Source organism: Aeromonas sp. R7-4, from assembly GCF_040908055.1.
In the GTDB taxonomy this organism is placed as follows: domain Bacteria; phylum Pseudomonadota; class Gammaproteobacteria; order Enterobacterales; family Aeromonadaceae; genus Aeromonas; species Aeromonas sanarellii.
Window position 1 is genome coordinate 1 of the sequence record NZ_JBFODA010000002.1, and the last position, 17,166, is coordinate 17,166.

At 63.3% G+C, this 17,166-nt stretch carries 17 protein-coding genes; 5 read left to right on the forward strand and 12 right to left on the reverse strand.

What is annotated here, in order from left to right; translation table 11 throughout:
- Together AB5Y72_RS00180 and AB5Y72_RS00185 are read right to left on the reverse strand one after the other, a co-directional pair.
- The coding region (locus AB5Y72_RS00180) for a DUF262 domain-containing protein (RefSeq protein WP_368198401.1) at positions 1–485 on the reverse strand (485 nt) is incomplete at its 3' end.
- Between the two features lie 563 nt (positions 486–1,048).
- Positions 1,049–1,951: a LysR family transcriptional regulator gene (locus AB5Y72_RS00185; RefSeq protein ID WP_325783599.1), complete on the reverse strand. Its 903-nt coding sequence runs from the start codon at positions 1,949–1,951 to the stop codon at positions 1,049–1,051.
- A gap of 126 nt (positions 1,952–2,077) precedes the next feature.
- On the opposite strand from AB5Y72_RS00185, the gene AB5Y72_RS00190 reads away from it, so the two are divergent.
- Both AB5Y72_RS00190 and AB5Y72_RS00195 read left to right on the forward strand, forming a co-directional pair.
- On the forward strand, positions 2,078–2,644 hold the full coding sequence (locus AB5Y72_RS00190; RefSeq protein WP_325783600.1) for an NAD(P)H-dependent oxidoreductase: 567 nt from the start codon (positions 2,078–2,080) through the stop codon (positions 2,642–2,644).
- A 105-nt stretch (positions 2,645–2,749) separates the two neighbouring features.
- A complete protein-coding gene (locus AB5Y72_RS00195) occupies positions 2,750–3,229 on the forward strand; it encodes a DM13 domain-containing protein (protein ID WP_325783601.1) in 480 nt (159 codons plus the stop codon).
- A gap of 119 nt (positions 3,230–3,348) precedes the next feature.
- Here AB5Y72_RS00195 and AB5Y72_RS00200 read toward each other — a convergent pair whose 3' ends face one another.
- Positions 3,349–3,915 carry a hypothetical protein gene (locus tag AB5Y72_RS00200; protein ID WP_318162284.1) on the reverse strand — a complete coding sequence of 189 codons (567 nt, stop codon included), beginning with the start codon at positions 3,913–3,915 and terminating at the stop codon, positions 3,349–3,351.
- Positions 3,916–4,130: 215 nt separating this feature from the next.
- On the opposite strand from AB5Y72_RS00200, the gene AB5Y72_RS00205 reads away from it, so the two are divergent.
- A complete protein-coding gene (locus AB5Y72_RS00205; RefSeq protein WP_325783602.1) occupies positions 4,131–4,334 on the forward strand; it encodes a hypothetical protein in 204 nt (67 codons plus the stop codon).
- Positions 4,335–4,458: 124 nt separating this feature from the next.
- Here AB5Y72_RS00205 and AB5Y72_RS00210 read toward each other — a convergent pair whose 3' ends face one another.
- Positions 4,459–5,676: an aromatic amino acid transporter gene (locus tag AB5Y72_RS00210; RefSeq protein ID WP_216991335.1), complete on the reverse strand. Its 1,218-nt coding sequence runs from the start codon at positions 5,674–5,676 to the stop codon at positions 4,459–4,461.
- Positions 5,677–5,999: 323 nt separating this feature from the next.
- Here AB5Y72_RS00210 and AB5Y72_RS00215 point away from each other — a divergent pair, with 323 nt between their 5' ends.
- Positions 6,000–6,383 (forward strand): TonB-dependent receptor, encoded by a 384-nt coding sequence (locus AB5Y72_RS00215; RefSeq protein ID WP_216991336.1) that lies wholly within the window; start codon positions 6,000–6,002, stop codon positions 6,381–6,383.
- 104 nt (positions 6,384–6,487) lie between these two features.
- Here AB5Y72_RS00215 and AB5Y72_RS00220 read toward each other — a convergent pair whose 3' ends face one another.
- From AB5Y72_RS00220 to norV, 7 genes are all read right to left on the reverse strand, one after another.
- Positions 6,488–7,702 carry an aromatic amino acid transporter gene (locus AB5Y72_RS00220; RefSeq protein WP_325783603.1) on the reverse strand — a complete coding sequence of 405 codons (1,215 nt, stop codon included), beginning with the start codon at positions 7,700–7,702 and terminating at the stop codon, positions 6,488–6,490.
- Between the two features lie 71 nt (positions 7,703–7,773).
- Positions 7,774–9,240, reverse strand: a complete 1,467-nt coding sequence (gene tnaA / locus AB5Y72_RS00225) for a tryptophanase (protein WP_209794958.1) — start codon at positions 9,238–9,240, stop codon at positions 7,774–7,776.
- A 204-nt stretch (positions 9,241–9,444) separates the two neighbouring features.
- Entirely contained in the window at positions 9,445–9,528 is an 84-nt protein-coding gene (gene tnaC / locus AB5Y72_RS00230; protein ID WP_069652909.1) for a tryptophanase leader peptide, read from the reverse strand.
- Positions 9,529–9,706: 178 nt separating this feature from the next.
- On the reverse strand, positions 9,707–10,924 hold the full coding sequence (locus tag AB5Y72_RS00235; RefSeq protein ID WP_216991339.1) for a 4Fe-4S binding protein: 1,218 nt from the start codon (positions 10,922–10,924) through the stop codon (positions 9,707–9,709).
- Between the two features lie 121 nt (positions 10,925–11,045).
- Positions 11,046–11,387, reverse strand: a complete 342-nt coding sequence (locus tag AB5Y72_RS00240; RefSeq protein WP_325783604.1) for a DUF1971 domain-containing protein — start codon at positions 11,385–11,387, stop codon at positions 11,046–11,048.
- 51 nt (positions 11,388–11,438) lie between these two features.
- Positions 11,439–12,605, reverse strand: coding sequence for an NADH:flavorubredoxin reductase NorW (norW, locus tag AB5Y72_RS00245; RefSeq protein ID WP_325783605.1), 1,167 nt, complete (start codon positions 12,603–12,605; stop codon positions 11,439–11,441).
- Positions 12,602–14,086 (reverse strand): anaerobic nitric oxide reductase flavorubredoxin, encoded by a 1,485-nt coding sequence (norV, locus tag AB5Y72_RS00250; RefSeq protein WP_325783606.1) that lies wholly within the window; start codon positions 14,084–14,086, stop codon positions 12,602–12,604. Before norV ends, norW begins: the two co-directional genes overlap by 4 nt.
- Positions 14,087–14,256: 170 nt before the next feature.
- Here norV and norR point away from each other — a divergent pair, with 170 nt between their 5' ends.
- Positions 14,257–15,783 carry a nitric oxide reductase transcriptional regulator NorR gene (norR, locus tag AB5Y72_RS00255; RefSeq protein WP_368198403.1) on the forward strand — a complete coding sequence of 509 codons (1,527 nt, stop codon included), beginning with the start codon at positions 14,257–14,259 and terminating at the stop codon, positions 15,781–15,783.
- 90 nt (positions 15,784–15,873) lie between these two features.
- Here norR and AB5Y72_RS00260 read toward each other — a convergent pair whose 3' ends face one another.
- A complete protein-coding gene (locus AB5Y72_RS00260; protein WP_042074022.1) occupies positions 15,874–16,878 on the reverse strand; it encodes a substrate-binding domain-containing protein in 1,005 nt (334 codons plus the stop codon).
- Between the last annotated feature and the right edge of the window lie 288 nt (positions 16,879–17,166).

Below are 17,166 nucleotides of genomic sequence, written 5' to 3' on the forward strand. Positions count from 1 at the left end.
GGTCTGAAATTGATACCGAAGAAAGTGCGCACTAAAGTAGCGTAAACAAGACACCGGTTTGAGGCCGGTGTCAGGTGATAACTAGATCTGTACACTCTATAGTATGAATCATTTAGTTTTTCCAAAACTTCCAAACCAGTTAATGGATACTTATTTTCAAAAAAATCAAATATTGCCGTTAACCGTTGCTGCCCATCAATAACTGAGTATCTAGCATGACCATCCTCAATTTCCTCATCCACATCAATATCCTGAGAAATGTATACAAATGGGATAGGGATGTTAAGAATCAGACTTTCAATAAGGCGAGAGGAAATCTCATTACTCCAACGATGCCTTCTCTGATAGTCAGGATTGAGTTTTATTACTTCTCTTTTAATTTTTTTCACTAACGTTTCTAGATCATATTCTATTGTTTGCGTTTTAACTGTTCTTTCTTTTGCAAGACTCTGTAACTCTTCTAAACTAGTTTTCAGTGTACTCATGACAACACCCTTAAGAATATAAATATATGGTTTCTATAACCTTATAATGCCACATAACGTTCTACTCTACCTCCACCTAAATCTTTTCTGAAGCTTTAAGGGCAAGGTTTTTGTATCAAGGAAAGCTAGGACACCTACCTAATCCCTGCTTTAGCACCTCACTCACCCCACACCTTCCTTGCACTGTCAGACCCGGGGAAAGCCGCCATGACCATCGCCAGTTCAGGCAATGCGGAAATAGATGGATGTCCTAGTTTGCTCCACGTGCGGACAGGATAAAGATCTAGACCGGGCATCCCCCTAGGCCAGGATAGGGCTGTCACCCTTTGCAACCATAACTGACAGCCCGTAGGTTCGATTAGCCGTCAGGCGTAATCGGACGTTCGCGTCACTGGATTTTCCCTCCATCACGGCCAAACCTAATTTCCCCTCCCGTTGGCAACCCCTGTTTCACGGCAACAACCAGCACAACAGCCTCACGTTCGTCCGATTATGCCGCGCCAGTCGACCCCGCATGGGGTGATGGTATCTGGTGCAGACCACTGCCTGATGAAGGCTGCCGCTTATGGTTGCATTCGATGGGCCAGCAGGTAGTCGATCAGGGCGCGTACCCGGCCGGTCTGGGCGCTTTCCCGCCGGTAGTAGAGGTGCAGGCCGGGGTGGGTCACCCACCAGGACTCCAGCACAGGCATCAGGGTGCCGGCGGCGAGATGGGGGGTTGCCACCGGCTCGATCATCTTGCCGATGCCCAGCCCCTGCCTGGCGGCATCGATCATGGCGTCGGTATCGTTGACGATAAGCGCAGTGCCCATCTCCGGGGCCGGCGTGTTGTCGTCGAGGGCCAGCCGCAGCGCTGACAGGCGGTTGGAGGTGGTGAAGCGGTAGCGGATCAGCCGATGTTCGCTGAGCTGCGCCGGCGTCATCGGCTCGCCGTGCCGGGCCAGGTAGTCGGGGGAGGCGAACAGCGCCTCGCGCAGGGGGCCGCTCAGCGGCCGCGCCACCATGCCCTCGTCGACCCGATCGCCTGAGCGAATGCCGAGATCTATCCCCTCCCGCAGGATGTCGACCGTGGCGTCCGAGAGGTGCAGCTCCAGCTCGATCTCCGGGTATTGGCGGCAGAAACCGGCATAGAGCGGCTGCAGGAAGCTCTGGAACACGAAGCGGGGCAGGGTCACGCGCACCTTGCCGGCGGGGGCGCGGCCATGCTGCCCGACCCGCTCCAGGGCGCCGTCGAGCGTCGCCATGGCGTGGCCGGTCTGATCGTGCAGCTGTTGCCCCGCCTCGGTCAGATCCATGCTGCGGGTGGTGCGCCGAAACAGCGCCAGCCCCAGGGTCTGCTCCAGCTGCTTGAGGGCCAGGCTCACGGTCGGGGCCGACATCTCGAGCCGGCGGGCGGCGCCGCGGATCGACCCCTCCTGCACGATGCAGTGGAAAATCATCAGGCAGTGGAAGGTGGATCCTTTCATGGTGACAGCCGCCATTGTTAGTTGATAGCTAACAATCATTTTGCCCAATCCCGTCTAAAAATAAACAGTTCTCCCCCTTATAGTGGCGCCAATCCATCCATCACGGCATTCACAGGAGAACGCATCATGAGCAAGGTGCTGGTCATTTCCGGTCATCCCGACCTGTCTCACTCTTTCACCAACCGGGTCATCCTCGGCGAGCTCGAGGAGGCCGTCGACCACGTCCGGGTGCGGCGCCTCGACCAGCGCTACCCCGATGGCCGCATCGACGTGGCGGCCGAGCAGCAGGCCCTGCTGGACGCGGACATCCTGGTGTTGCAGTTCCCCTTCTACTGGTACTCGGTGCCGGCGCTGCTGAAGAAGTGGATCGACGAGGTGATGACCTTCAACTTCGCCTACGGGCCTGAGGGGGACAAGCTCAAGGGCAAGCCGCTGCTGCTCTCCCTGACCGTGGGCGGGCCGCAGGAGTCCTACCGCACGCTCGGGTACAACCACTTCGCCATCCCCGAGCTGCTCAAGCCCCTGGAGCAGCTGGCCTACCTGACCGGCATGGTCTTCGAGCCGCCGATCTGGAGCCACGGCATGGTCTATATCCCGGGGATCTACAACACCCAGGAGCTGGTCGAGGCGCGCGCCCGCGACCACGCCGGCCGGCTGATTGCCACTCTCCGGACATTGCAGCAGGGGCGATGAGGGAGAGCAGCCTCACATCAGCACCTTTCACGCCCCCCCCGGGATGGGCATGGGCGACAGGCACTGATATGTTGGGCCATCCATTGATCACCGACCGAGACAGCCATGCAACGCAAGACCCTGGCCCTGCTGCTGGCCAGCCATCTGCTGGTGGGGGCTGCCGGCTTCGCCGCCGGCATCTATCTGCTGCCCATCCTGATCGCGCCGCCCGCCCCCAGCGGTGAACAGGTCGCGGCCCGTCAGGCGCAGGCGACCTATCAGGGCACCTTCAAACGGGAACGGCAGGACAGCGATCGGCTGCACTGGGGGGAAGGCAAGGTGAGCATAGGGCCGGACGCCATCAGCCTGATGGGCAGGCTGGCGCCGGGCCCCGACTACCAGCTCTATCTGTCGCCCGCCTTCGTCGAGACCGAGGCGGACTTTGCCCGCCTGAAGGATCGGATGGTGCATGTCGGGCCGGTGAAGACCTTCGACAACTTTATCGTGCCGCTCCCCGCCGGCATCGACCCCACCCGCTACGACACCGTGATCGTCTGGTGTGAAACCTTCGGACAGTTCATTACCTCGGCCCGTTATCGGGAATGAGAGCCCGCCACCCAGGCGCGTCTCGCAGGCATACCGCCAGCGAGCCCCATGCAAAAGGCGCCCGACGGGCGCCTTTTGATGATCGGCCGCGACGCCGCCGACCAGCTGCACACAACGTCTTACTCCACTGGTGCCATCAGATGCTGATAGGGGGTGCCAGACCACATGATGTAGGGGGCAGAGGTATCCGGATCTGCACCCTTCGGATACATGTCGTAGAAGGCATCATCCGCCCCGACGATCATCACGTGGGGTCCGGTCTGCAACCAGTTGTTGCTGGTGGTGGGCTGGGTCGCGTAGGGGTCGGTGTTGCTGGCATCGGTGCCGCCCTTGAGCATGTACATGAAGCCAATCTTGCCCTTGGGCGGCATCTCGTGGTTGATCCAGGCATGGGCCCAGGCCATCGCCGCCGCGTCCATGCACATAGGATCCGGCCCCGGCGTGGCCGGGTTGTCTGGCATGCAGGTGAAGCCATTGCCGCCCTCGCGCAGGGTGCGCATCTTGCCGTCCGCCCCCATGGCGACGACGGTGGCGCCGGCCCCGACCTTGACGGGGGCCGCCGCCATGGCGCTGGCGATCATCGCCTCGTCTGTCATGGCTGGCATGCCGGCCTGCTCTTCGGCCTGGACCGGCGTGGCCAGGGTGATGGCCGCGAGCACGCCCAGGGCCAATAGGTGTTTGCACATAACATCTCTCTCCCGGTTGGGTGAATACGATGCAAAACAGGATCACGCACGGCCTGACTACCATGGCGGCCGTGCTGCCGGGCAGCAGCTGTCTGGTGGATGGACGGGGTGATCGAAAGCTGGCAGCCCGCAGGCAGTGACTCGCAGGTGCCATCTGTCTGACTATAGCCCCTCCGGGTCCCTTCGCCGGTGGGACCAAAAGGGCCGGCTATCGGGTGGAGTTTCGCCGCGACGCCAAGCTGCCGGAGCAGATGCTGACCAGGGTGGTCGCGCCGGGCAGGCTGTTCGACATCGCCACCGTGGAGCAGGGGATGGGCAAGCTGCTCAAGGGGCGCAGCGACCCTATGTGGAGCAGACCCTGGTGGCCAGGCAGGCGCTGGCGGCCCCTGATGCTGGCCACCCCTGAAAGCTTGCCCTGACGCTGTCCAGGCCCCCTCCCGGATAACCATGGGTCGCCGGTCCCTGTGCCCTCTTGCCCCTTTCGTCTCGACACCATAGAAAACGGCGCCCGAAGGCGCCGTTGCTCGCAGCATCGCGGGCCTATCACCCCTTGTAGGCGGGCAGCAGCTCGACCATGTTGAGCAGGTGGAAGGCGGCGGTCAGCACGCCAAAACCGATCACCAGGGCGATCATCAGCACCCCGCCGGGGGCGCGGAAGCCTTCGCCCTTGTCGCCCTGAGTCGCCCGCACCTTCCAGGCCAGCAGCGGCGGTATGATGCAGGTCCAGAGGGTTGCGACGGCACCGGCGTAGCCGATGGCCACCAGGAAGCCGAACGGGAACAGCAGGGAGAGCACCAGGGGCGGCACAAAGGTCACCGCCCAGGACTTGGCGCGGCCGCCCCGGCTGTTGTCGAACTTGAACAGATCCGCCAGGTAGTCGAACACCCCCAGCCCCACCCCGATGAAGGAGGAGAGGATGGCCGCCATGGAGAAGGCGTTGAGGGCGCTCGCCACCGCCCTGGATTCGATCACCGAGCCCAGCGCCTTGAGCAGGGCGTCCACGTTGCCCCCCTCTGCGATCACCGGGCCGAACTCGCTGCGCGGCAGGTTGCCAAAGACGCTCACCAGCCAGACGAGGTAAAACGCGAGCGCGATCAGGGTGCCCCCCAGGATGGCGCGGCTGGCACGCTTCTCCTCGCCGTAATAGGCGCGCATGGACGACACCGAATGGTGATAGCCGAAGGAGGTGAGCGCCACCGGCAGCATCACCAGGGCATAGGGGGCGTAGTGTGTCTCGCTGCCGACCCGATCCAGCAGCAGATCCAGGCGGACGTTCATGGACAGGCCCGAGATGCCGAAGGCGAAGCTCAGCCCCATCAGGATCACCAGCAGCACAGAGATGCGGTCCACCGCCCGGGTGGAGTGCCACACCAGCAGGGAGAAGACTAGGGTAAAGAGGATGGAGGAGAGCTGGCTGCCCATCCCCGTCATGCCGTCTATGATGAGGCCGGCCGAGGTGATGTAGGCGTAGAGCAGGATGCCGCCGACGAAGTAGACGCTGAGGTTGTTGAGGGCGTTCACCTTCTCCCCCAGCAGATCCCGGGTCACGGTATCGAAGGAGACGCGCAGGGGGTAGCCACGATAGGATTCGAGCAGCATCCAGCCGGAGACCGTCATCACCACCATGGTCAGCGCCACCGCGAGCATGGACCAGAGGCTCCAGGCCCCCGCGCCCGCACTCGGCAGGCCCAGCATGCCAGCCCCCACACAGACGCCGGCAATGATGCATGCCCCGCCCACCAACGATGGTTTATGTTCCATTTACTTCCCCAAAGACGATTGTTGATCTGGTCGCGACCGCGGACCGTTGCATCTGCTACGCCGGTTGTCATCGTAAGATCGCGATCATCTGTGCTATCGGTGCCCAGCCGCTTGCTGCTGCGTCAGCGAGGCAAGACGTGGCTGAGGCCAGCTACCGATCCCAACATGGCAGCAGGGCCGCCATGTTGGGGGTGTGACTTTACCCTGCTCACCCCCGGGTATCAAATGTTGGCGCCATTCCCCTGGAGTCACTCCCCGTGCGCCCCGCCTGCCGCGGGCGCGGGACTATACTCAAGCCGGTTTTCACGGCAAGGAGCCATCCCATGGACAGGAAGTTCGTCATCAGCGCCCTCTGCTATGCCCTGCTCGGCATGGTGCTGGGCATCCATATGGCCGCCAGCAAGGATCACGGCCAGTTCGTGACCCATGCCCACATCATGCTGGTCGGCTTCGTGGTCTCGTTCATCTATGCCCTGTGCCACCGGCTGTGGCTCGACAACCCGAGCGGGCGGCTGGTGTCCGTGCAGTTCTACCTGCACCAGCTGGGGGCGCTGGTGATGTCGGCGGGGCTCTACCTGCTCTATGGCCGGCTGCTGCCACCGGAGCGGGTCGACCCCCTCCTCGCCGCCTCCTCCCTGGCGGTGCTGATCGCCATGGGGATCATGCTGGCCCTGCTGATGCGCCACCGATCCCGGCCGCAGCCATAAACAACAAAACGGCGCCCAAGGGCGCCGTTTCACGTGATGGGGCCAAGCCCCGCTTTATGCCGCACTCATCCCGTATAGAGAGGCCGCATGCCCGCCCTGGCGGATCACCCCGTATAGACGGGCAACATGCCCGCCATGGCCATCAGATGGAAGATGGCGGTGAGCACCCCGAAGACGATGACCGCCAAGATCATGGGCTGGCCACCGGGCGCCTTGAAGCCCGCCTCTTGTGGGGCCAGCTCCCGGGACTTCTTCGCCAGCAGGGCGGGAATGATGCAGGCCCAGACGGTCGCCGCCGCCCCGGCGTAGCCGATGGCCACCACGAAGCCGAACGGGAACAGCAGGGAGAGCACCAGGGGCGGCAGGAAGGTCACGGCCCAGGACTTGGTGCGGCCCTGGCGGCTGTTGTCGAACTTGAACAGATCCGCCAGATAGTCGAACACCCCCAGCCCCACCCCGATGAAGGAGGAGAGGATGGCCGCCATGGAGAAGAGGTTGATGGCCTGGGACACCTGTCTGGACTCGATCACCGAGGCCAGCGCCCCGAGCAGCACGTCCACGTCGCCCCCCTTGGCGATGACGGGGCCGAAGGCGCTGCGGGGCAGATTGCCAAAGATGCTGAGCAGCCACAGCAGGTAGAGCGCCAGGGCGATCAGGGTGCCGCCCAATATAGCCTGCTTCGCCTTCTGCTCCTCGCCGTAGTAGGCGCGCATCGAGGCCACCGAATGGTGGTAGCCGAAGGAGGTGAGCGCCACCGGCAGCATGGCCAGGGCATAGGGGGCCTGCTCCAGCTCCTCGGCGACAGTGCTGAACAGCATGGCGGTGTCGATCTTGCTGGCCAGGCCGGAGACCCCGAACACGAAGCTCAGCACCATAAAGACGATCAGTACCACAGAGATGCGATCCACCGCCCGGGTCGAATGCCAGACGAACCAGGAGAACACCAGCACGAACAGGACGGAGGCAAGCTGGCTGCCGATGCCCAGCAGGCCGCTCAGGATCAGGCCCGAGGAGGTGATATAGGCGTACAACAGGATGCCGCCCACGAAATAGACGGTCAGGTTGTTGAAGACATTGATGTTGTGACCGAGCAGATCCTTGGTCACCGAGTTGAAGGAGGCAGTCAGCGCATAGGGTTTGAAGGCTTCCAGCAGCATCCAGCCGGAGACCGTCATGATGACCATGGTGAGAATAATGGCCAGCGACGACCAGGTGGTCCAGGCCCCGGCGCCTGCACTCGGCAACCCCAGCATGCCGGCGCCGACACAGACGCTGGCAATGATGCAGGCCCCTCCGATGACGGACGGTTTCGATGTCATGTGTTGTCACTCCCGAAAATTCACAAGGCTGTGAAAAAAAAGGGCACAGAATAATCTGTGCCCCTGACTCGTTATGCTTCTACTAATTTTTCAGTTTTGGTGCAGGCCGCTTGATTGTTATTGTCGACCTCCTTCAGACGGGCGGTGAAGTGGCGCAGCACCGCCGGCTCGTAAATAAAGTCGAGCCCCTTCACGTTTTTGGCGTTCTTCTTCACCTCGCCGAAGGCCTCGATGACGAAGTCCATGTGGGTCTGGGTATAGGTGGCACGCGGTATGGTGAGGCGCAGCAGCTCCGCCGGGCAGGGGTGCTGCTTGCCGGTGGCGGGGTCGCGCCCCAGCAGCAGGGAGCCTATCTCCACCGCCCGGATGCCGGCCACCTTGTAGAGCTCGCACGCCAGGGCGTGGGCCGGGAACTGATCCGCCGGGATGTGCGGCAGCAGCTTGCCCGCGTCGACGAAGGCCGCGTGGCCCCCCGCCTGCTGGCACACCACGCCGATGGCCTCCAGCCCGTCCACCAGGTACTGCACCTGGCCGATGCGATAGGCCAGCCAGTCCTGGCGCATGCCGTCACGCAGGCCCACCGCGAGACGCTCCATGGCGCCCCCCTCCAGGCCGCCGTAGGTCGGGAAGCCCTCCTGCACCACGCACAGGGTGCGGCACTCGGTGTAGACGTCCAGCATGCTGTCATCCTTGAAGCAGAGCAGACCCCCCATCTGCACCATGGCATCCTTCTTGGCGGACATGGCGAGGCCGTCCGCGTACTTGTAGGACTCCTTGGTGATCTCCTCGATGGTCCAGTTCGCGTAGCCGGGTTCCCGCTGCTGGATGAAGTAGGCGTTCTCGGCGAAGCGGGCGGAGTCCATGATGACGGGGATGTCGTACTTTCTGGCGATGGCGTACACCGCCTTCAGGTTGGCGATGGAGACCGGCTGGCCGCCGGCGGAGTTGCAGGTGATGGTGCTGACGATGTAGGGCACGTTGGCGGGGCCCGCCTCCAGGATGGCTTCCTCGAGCTTGACCAGATCGAAGTTGCCCTTGAAGTCGGCGGTGACCGAGGTGTCGAACGCCTCCCTGGTGTAGACGTTCTTCGCCACGCAGCAGTTGATCTGGGTGTGACCCTGGGTGGTGTCGAAGAAGTAGTTGGAGAGCGCCACCATCTTCTTGCGATCCAGCCCCTTCTCCTGCTCCCGCTTCTTGATGAGCACCGGGATGTAGATCTGCTCGGCGCCGCGCCCCTGGTGGGTGGGGATGGTGAGGGAGTAACCGAAGATCTCCTGCACCGCTTGCTGCAGCGCATAGTAGCTGCGGCTGCCGCTGTAGGCCTCGTCACCGCGCAGCATGGCGGCCTGCATGTCCTGGGTGATGGCGCCGGTGCCGCTGTCGGTCAGCAGATCGATGAAGACGTCCTCGCTGTCCAGCAGGAAGGGGTTCATGCCCGCCCGGACGATGGCCTCCTCCCGGTAGGCGCGGGTGGTGCGCTTGACCGGCTCGATGACACGAATGCGGAAGGGTTCGGGCAGATGCTTGAAGTTTTCCATAATATAAACACCCCAGAGTTAAATATTCAGAATGTGTCTCATCCCCCGCCGAAAATAGAATATCCGGCAGGCAGAAAATATTGAGAATGGGTGCACGACATCGCCTCGCAAAATAAACAAGCGAAGACAGGTGCAGACTATTTCAGATTAGGTATTCAGACGGATGCATTGCATTTCTGGAAATGCAGCGGCACCACAGGGATATTACAGCGGGAAGAAGAACGCGATTTTATGGTCCAGGGTAAACCACTTGGGATAGCTGACCTTGATATTCATGTTGTTGCTCATCTGGTTGGAATTAACAACGCCAATTAACAGGGTCCATTATGGTGAGCCCTTGCATATGATCAATTGCAACATGAGCAATTTGGGATGGCGATAACAATTTGCCGGGGGAAATTTATACAGGTCGCCGTCGCAACGGGGCGGGCACTGTCCCGCCCCGATGCACGCGGCGACTGGTGGCTCAATGGTTCAACCAGGGCAGCCGTTGCAGCAGATCATAGCGCTCCGCCAGCGGCGTCTGGCTGACCCAGAGATCCAGCAAGCCGTAGGAGAGCAGCGGCAGCACCAGCAGCAACAGGCAGAGCAGCCCCAGCAACTGGCGAGGGGCGAGCCTGCGCCCCTGCGCGCCCAAGTGCAGCGCATCGGCCCGCCTGGGGCAGGCGGCCACACAGCTCAGACAGCTGGTGCACTCGAGACTGCGCACCGCGATCAGCTGGTGTACCTGGATGCGCGACGGGCAGGCCCGGCTGCACTTGTCGCAGTCGTGGCCCGCGCTGCGCAGGCAACGGGCCGGGTCACGGCGAATGCGCAGCACCGTCAATAGACCCAGCAGGGCCAGCCAGGCGCCATAGGGGCAGAGGTAGCGACAGAACCCCTGCCGGAAGGTGGCGGTGAGCAGCAGCACCCAGCCAAGGCAGAGGCCCGAGATCGGGGTCAGGTTGAAGAAGAAGGCCCCCATCTTCATGTCCGCCGCCTGATGGTAGGGGCTGGCGAGGTAGCCGGGCAGGGCGGCGCCTGGCACCGCGATCAGCACGATAAACAGCAGGAAAGCGAGCACCAGAAACTTCTGGCCGCGCAACACCACATCGAGCCAGCTCGGCGGCGTCCACTCCCCCGCTATCCATCGGCTGCGCAGGCCGTGCAGCCACTCGCCCACCAGCCCGAGCGGGCAGAACCAGGCGCAGAACGCCCGCCCCAGCAGCAGGGCCGACAGCGAGAGCACCAGCACAGTCACGGTGGCCGCCGGATGGTGCGGATCCACCAGCCCCTGTCCGAGCCAGGCCCGCAGCCCGAGCCCGCCGGCGATGGGCAGGAAGCCGTCCACCACGTCAGGGCGCACCAGCCAGGGGCTCATCCCTTGCCCCAGCTGCCAGACATGCAGGCCGTACTGCAGCGTCACCAGCCCCCAGCAGAGCAGCAGCAGCTGGCGTGTGCGCGCCCGCAGCCACTGGCTGTCGAGCGCCTCGAGGGCGGGCAGCGGCCGCCGCTGGTGCCAGAGGGCAAGCGCGCCGGCCACCAGCCCCACGCCGAGCCAGAGCAGGCTGTCCGCCGCCAGCAACCAGAGCATGAGCAGCAGGCCGAGGGCAAGACGCCACTGCCAGCCCGATCGCGCCTGCCACGCCAGCAGCACCAGATAGGCCAGGCCGGCGGCCATGGTCACGGCTTCGATCACGCTCATGTTTCCCTCGCTGCCTCATCCACCACTGGCGGCAAGGATAACGGACATCTGAATTGACTGTTTTGATCTGCATGGGTAGAGGGGGACATTTGCGCCCAATGCCCCTCCCCATGGTTGCACCTTATGCCTTGCGGCTGTTGAACAGCGGCTGGTCGGATTCGGCCTGCTCGGCCCAGAAGTGGATGTTGAAGCGGGCATCCTCCGACAACTCGATCCTGTGCCAGTACTGGGGCGGGCTGGTGGCAAACTCCCCGGCCCGGATCACCAGGCTAATCTCGGGCTCCTCGGCATGTTCGTCGGCAAAGCCGTGATAGGTGACGGTTCCCTCCATCACGCAGAGCTGGCCGAACACCCCGGCCGCGGTGTTGTGGTGGGTGAGCAGGGCCTGGGGCACGTTCTGGCGGGTGAAAAAGGGGGTGGAACGGCGTACCACCCAGTGAGACGGGATCAGTTGCATGGCCATATCGGTTCTCCTCGAGTGGCCGGGTCAGCCCGGCCTTCGGCTATTAATGGTTCAACGGGGCAGCTGACGCAGCAGCGGGAAGGCGGCGCTCATCTGGTCGCCCCCCACCACGAAGCCGCACAGCTTGCCATCTTCGCCGTGCGCCTCGGCCACCATGCCGTGGCTGTTCCAGCGGCACTGCCAGGCGAGATCTTCACCCCGGGTACGACCCGCCAGTTGCAGCGGGTAGCGCGGCGTCTTCACCTTCACCAGCATGGGCGGCAGGGCCAGCGGGGTCGGTGTGCCGAGCAGGGTGCGCGCCAGCGCATTGGCCCCCAGCACTATGGGTTGCAGGAAGGGGAGCAGCTGACCTTGCCACTGCACGCAATCCCCCAGGGCGAAGATGTGGGGATCGCTGGTCTGCAGCCGATCATCGACCAGGATGCCGCGCTCCACTGCCAGCCCGGCCCCACGGGCCAGGGCCAGATTCGGCCGCAGGCCGATCGCGGCGATCACCAGATCCTGCTCGCTGATGCGCCCATCGGTCAGGGTGACGCGCCAGCCATCCCCCGGCTGGGCATCTATCCTGGCGAGACCCGTCCCGAACTGCAGGCTGACCCCCTGGCTGCGCAGGGCCTGTTGCAGCGGCTCGGTCAGGGCGGCGGGCAGCAGGGCGCTTAAGGGGCTGTCGGCCAGATCCACCAGCGTCACCTCTTTTCCTGCGCTCGCCATGTCCATCGCCAGCTCGCAGCCGATGAGCCCCGCCCCCAGCACCAGGATGCGGCGGGCCTGGCGCAGTTGCGCCTCGATGGCGGCGTACTCCTGCTGGCTGTTGAGGGTGACCAGGTGTTCGCTGCCCGGCAGATCGGGGCGCACCGCGCTCGCCCCGGTGGCCAGCACCAGCTTGCCGTAGGGGAATTCCCCCTGCTCGGTCAGCACCAACCGCCGGGCAGGGTCGATGCCCAGCACCGGGCAGTGGGGCAGCAGCGCGATGCGCTGCTGCTCGGCAAAATCGCTGCCGCTCTGACGGGTCATAGCTGCGGCAGGGCAGCCCCGACTCACCACGTGGCTCAAGTCGGGCTTGTTGTACTCGTCGCCGCTGTCGGCGGTGATGAGGCGGATGGGCTGCTCGGCGTCCAGCTTGCGCAGGCTCTTGACCAGTTGCTGGGCAGCGAAGCCGCTGCCGATCACCACTATCTCCCGGCTGATGCCGGCGTCACTCTGCGTTGCTGCGCTCATACACAGGCCTCCACGGCGCAGGGTTCAAATACCTCCTTGCCGATGCCGCAGCCGGGGCAGAGGAAACTGTCCGGCACCTGGGCCCAGGGGGTGCCCGGCGCCACCAGCTGATCCGGCTCGCCCTGGGCCGGGTCATAGACCCACTGGCAGACCGTGCAGAGCATGGCCTGGTCGTCATCCCATTCGGCGGCGGCCGCTGCGGCTTGCGGCTCAACAGCAGGCATCGCGGGGACGGGCGTCACGGTTGTCTGGGTTGTGGTGATCGGGCGGGGTGCGTCCAGCGGGTGCAACGCCCACTGACGGGCGAGCTGGCGACCATGCTCGCGGCATTCGGCCAGCGCCGAGCCATCCGGCCGCCACTTGGCCTTGAGAGAGATGCTGATGTCAAAGCCTGCGTCCATCAATCGGGTCTGGATCCGGTCCACCGCGCCACCGGTCCAGCCGTAACTGCCGAAGGCCGAGGCGCGCTTGTTGCGAAAACGCAGGCCGGTGATCTCTTCGAGCATGCCCGCCACCTTGGGCATCATGACGTTGTTCATGGTGGAGGAGCCCACCAGAATGCCCTTGGAGCGGAACACCTGGGTCAGGATCTCGTTCTTGTCGTGGCGGGCCACGTTGAAGATCTTCACCGCCACGCCCGGGTCCACCTCGTGGATGCCCTGGGCGATGGCATCGGCCATCATGCGGGTATTGTTGGACATGGAGTCGTAGAACAGGGTGATACGGTCTTCCTGATACTGATCCGCCCACTCCAGGTATTTGAGGATGATCTGGGTGGGATCCTCGCGCCAGACGATGCCGTGGGAGGTGGCCACCATGCTCACCGGCAGGTTGAAGCCCAGCACTTCCTTGATCTTGGCAGTCACCAGCGGGCTGAAGGGGGTGAGGATGTTGGCGTAGTAGCGCTGGCACTGCTCCATCAGCTCGCTCTGATCCACCTCGTCGTTGAACAGGTGCTCGTCGCAGTAGTGCTGGCCGAAGGCGTCGTTGGAGAAGAGCACCGCATCCTCGGTCATGTAGGTCATCATGCTGTCGGGCCAGTGCAGCATGGGGGTCTCGATGAATACCAGCTGCTTGCCGTTGCCGATGTCCAGGCTGTCACCGGTCTTGACCGGGTGGAAGTTCCACTCCGGGTGATGATGGTGCCCGGTGATGGAGTCGATGGCGTTGTGGGTGCAGTAGATGGGGGTGCCGGGGATGCGGGCCATCAGCTCGGTCAGAGCGCCGGCGTGATCCTCCTCGGCGTGGTTGATCACCACGTAGTCGATGGCAGCGAGATCGATCTCGGCCGCCAGGTTCTGCACGAACTCCCGGCTGAACTTGTGATCGACGGTGTCGATCAGCACGTTCTTCCCTTCGCGGATGAGATAACTGTTGTAGCTGGTGCCCTTGTGGGTCTTGTACTCGGTGCCGTGGAAGTCGCGTACCTCCCAGTCCCGTTGGCCGACCCAGTGAATGTTGTTCTTGACGTGAATGCTCATCAGGCAGTTCCTCGGATGCAATAGTGGATGTTCAACTGAACCAGCTATTGCAGCGGACGTGCCAATATATAACCTGTTGTTTTTATTGATAACAAAAGTCAGCAATTGTCATTTAGACAATCACCACTTATAGTCAAAAACACAAACACACTGTCATTTGGACAATTCTCGTGATCTCGACCGACAGCCTGGCGCGCATCGCCCTCGACCTGCAACTCGGCATCTCCCATCAGGACCGCTTCCACCGCCTGATCCAGAGCGTGCGCAGCCTGTTGAACTCGGATGCCTCGGCCCTGCTGCGCTACGAGGGGGGCCAGTTCATCCCGCTGGCCATCGACGGCCTGATGCAGGACGTGCTGGGTCGCCGCTTCGCCCTCAGGGATCACCCGCGCCTCGAGGCCATCGCCCGCGCCGGCGACGTGGTGCGCTTCCCCGCCGACAGCAGCCTGCCCGACCCCTATGACGGCCTGCTGCCGGATCACGACGACTTCAAGGTGCACGCCTGCGTCGGCCTGCCGCTGTTCTCGGAGCAGACGCTGATCGGCGCCCTGACCATAGACGGCATGAACCCGGCCCAGTTCGACGGCATCAGCGACGAGGAGCTGCGGCTGGTGGGCGCCCTGGCCGCCGCCGCCCTCGACAATGCGCTGCTGCTGGAACGCCTCGCCCGCCAGAGCAGCGAGCCCCTGATCCCCGGCACCAGACCCGGCCCTGAGCAGCCGGAGATGATAGGTCACTCCCCCGCCATGGCCCGGCTGCGCCACGAGATGGAGGTGGTGGCGAACTCGGAGCTGAACGTGCTGATCCTGGGGGAGACAGGGGTGGGCAAGGAGCTGATCGCCAAGGCGGTGCATCGCGGCTCACCCCGCGCCCATGCCCCCCTGGTCTACCTCAACTGCGCCGCCCTGCCGGAATCCGTGGCCGAGAGCGAGCTGTTCGGCCACGTGAAGGGGGCCTTCACCGGCGCCATCCACAACCGGGCGGGCAAGTTCGAGCTGGCGGACAAGGGCACATTGTTTCTCGACGAGATAGGGGAGCTGTCCCTGGCGCTGCAGGCCAAGCTGCTGCGGGTGCTGCAATACGGCGATCTGCAGAGGATCGGCGACGACACCCCCCTCAAGGTGAACGTGCGCATCCTGGCGGCAACCAACCGGGATCTGAAGCAGGCGGTGGTCGAGGGGCAGTTCCGGGCCGATCTCTACCACCGGCTGAGCGTGTTCCCGATCCAGGCCCCGGCGCTGCGGGAACGCCCAGGCGACATCCCCCTGCTGGCCGGTTACTTTTGCGAGCGCTGCCGGCTCAGCCTGGGGCTGGAGCGGCTGCGTATCCAGCCACAGGCGCTGCAACTGCTCGAGCGCCACGACTGGCCCGGCAACGTGCGCGAGCTGGAGCACGCCATCCACCGCGCCGCCGTGCTGGCGCGGGCCGAACAGGGCAGCCCCTCGCCGACCCTGGAACCCCACCACTTCAACCTGGGGACTACGGGCTCATCCCTGCCCGCCGACACCGTCAGCCAGCCCGCCTCCCCGGCCATTGCCGGCCTCGGCCTTCGCGCCGCCACCGATCTGTTCCAGCGCCAGCTCATCGAGCAGACCCTGACGGCCCATGACGGCAACTGGGCCGCCACCGCCCGCGCGCTGGAGCTCGACGGCGGCAACCTGCACCGGCTCGCCCGCCGGCTCGGCCTCAAGGCCTGACAGCTCCCCAGATACGAGCAGCCCAAAAACAAAGACCCCCTCACATCGGAGGGGGTCTTTCGTAGGACTTTCGCTTGCGAAACTCTGAGGTCAGCGCAGGGACTTGACCGAGCGGCGCACGATAAGCTCCGGCTGCACCGTCATGGACTCGACTTCCAGCTCCTTGTTGCGGATCCGGCTCACCAGCTGCTGCACCGCCAGCAGACCGAGTTCGGCCTTGGGGTGGCGGATGGTGGTGAGCGGCGGGCTGGAGAAGCGCGCCATCTCCACGTCGTCATAGCCGATCATGGAGATGTCGTCCGGCACCTTGACCCCGGCTTCCCAGGCGGCACAGATGGCGCCTATGGCCATGGGGTCGTCGAAGGCGAACACCGCGGTCGGCCGCGGGGTGAGGGCCAGGATGCGCTGCATGGCATCGAAGCCGCTCTGGCTCTCGTAGTCTCCCTCGAAGATCTGCTCGTCCTTCAGGGTCAGGCCCTGCTCGGCCAGGGCATCGCGCACCCCGTCCAGCCGCTGCTGGGTAGTCGGTTTGGCGAGGTGCCCCGTGATGCAGACGATGTCGGTGTGGCCCTGCTCCAGCAGATGGCGCACGGCCAGCCGCGCACCGATGCGGGCGTTGTCGTTGATCACGTTGGCGAAGTCGCACTCGTTGCCCCAGTCCAGCACCACCTGCGGCACGTTCTTGTGGATGCGCAGCATGTCCCTGAACTGGGTATCGATATCGGTTCCCAGCACCAGCAGGCCGTCGACCCGCTTCTCCATCAGCATGCGCAGATAGTGCTGCTGGCGGGGAGGCTGGTTCTCCGTATTGCAGAGGATCAGGCTGTAGCCCTGCTCGAAGCAGTAGGCTTCCACCCCCTGCACCACTTCCGCGAAGAAGGGGTTGGCGCTGGTCGTCACCAGCATGCCGATGGTCTTGGTTGCATTTATCTTGAGGCTGCGTGCCACCGAATTGGGCGCGTAGTTGAGTTCTGCCACCGCCTCAAGCACTTTCTGGGTCGCGTCTTCGCTGACCCGACGGGTGTGATTGAGTACATGTGAGACGGTGGAGATGGATACGCCTGCCCGTGAGGCGACATCCTTGATTGTGGCCATCTCTGTCTCCTGAAGATCAAAGGCGGAACAGTAGCAGATTTCCCGAATAAAGGCTTGGTTTTAACGAGAGCTGCCAGTGAATTGTCAATCTTGGCTAATCTAGGCGGTCATTTCTTTTTGCGCAAACGAATTTTGGTCAAAATGAGAGCGAACGCAGAATGAAATATCGTCAGTTTTTTACTCTGTTTTTCCACCACACCACCCGGTGTTGTTAATATGTTAACCAACCAAAACAGAATTTAATCCCGATACGGAAAAAATGGCAGGCTGTTTGCTCCAAAAAACGAC

Coding starts and splice junctions, on each gene's coding strand:
- norW (WP_325783605.1), bottom strand. CDS start 12,605: ATGAGCGCAGCAACGCAGAGTGACGCCGGCATCAGCCGGGAGATAGTG.
- AB5Y72_RS00200 (WP_318162284.1), bottom strand. CDS start 3,915: ATGTGCAAACACCTATTGGCCCTGGGCGTGCTCGCGGCCATCACCCTG.
- AB5Y72_RS00190 (WP_325783600.1), top strand. CDS start 2,078: ATGAGCAAGGTGCTGGTCATTTCCGGTCATCCCGACCTGTCTCACTCT.
- tnaC (WP_069652909.1), bottom strand. CDS start 9,528: ATGAGCAACAACATGAATATCAAGGTCAGCTATCCCAAGTGGTTTACC.
- norV (WP_325783606.1), bottom strand. CDS start 14,086: ATGAGCATTCACGTCAAGAACAACATTCACTGGGTCGGCCAACGGGAC.
- AB5Y72_RS00260 (WP_042074022.1), bottom strand. CDS start 16,878: ATGGCCACAATCAAGGATGTCGCCTCACGGGCAGGCGTATCCATCTCC.
- AB5Y72_RS00210 (WP_216991335.1), bottom strand. CDS start 5,676: ATGGAACATAAACCATCGTTGGTGGGCGGGGCATGCATCATTGCCGGC.
- AB5Y72_RS00240 (WP_325783604.1), bottom strand. CDS start 11,387: ATGGCCATGCAACTGATCCCGTCTCACTGGGTGGTACGCCGTTCCACC.
- tnaA (WP_209794958.1), bottom strand. CDS start 9,240: ATGGAAAACTTCAAGCATCTGCCCGAACCCTTCCGCATTCGTGTCATC.
- AB5Y72_RS00220 (WP_325783603.1), bottom strand. CDS start 7,702: ATGACATCGAAACCGTCCGTCATCGGAGGGGCCTGCATCATTGCCAGC.
- AB5Y72_RS00185 (WP_325783599.1), bottom strand. CDS start 1,951: ATGAAAGGATCCACCTTCCACTGCCTGATGATTTTCCACTGCATCGTG.
- AB5Y72_RS00215 (WP_216991336.1), top strand. CDS start 6,000: ATGGACAGGAAGTTCGTCATCAGCGCCCTCTGCTATGCCCTGCTCGGC.
- AB5Y72_RS00195 (WP_325783601.1), top strand. CDS start 2,750: ATGCAACGCAAGACCCTGGCCCTGCTGCTGGCCAGCCATCTGCTGGTG.
- AB5Y72_RS00235 (WP_216991339.1), bottom strand. CDS start 10,924: ATGAGCGTGATCGAAGCCGTGACCATGGCCGCCGGCCTGGCCTATCTG.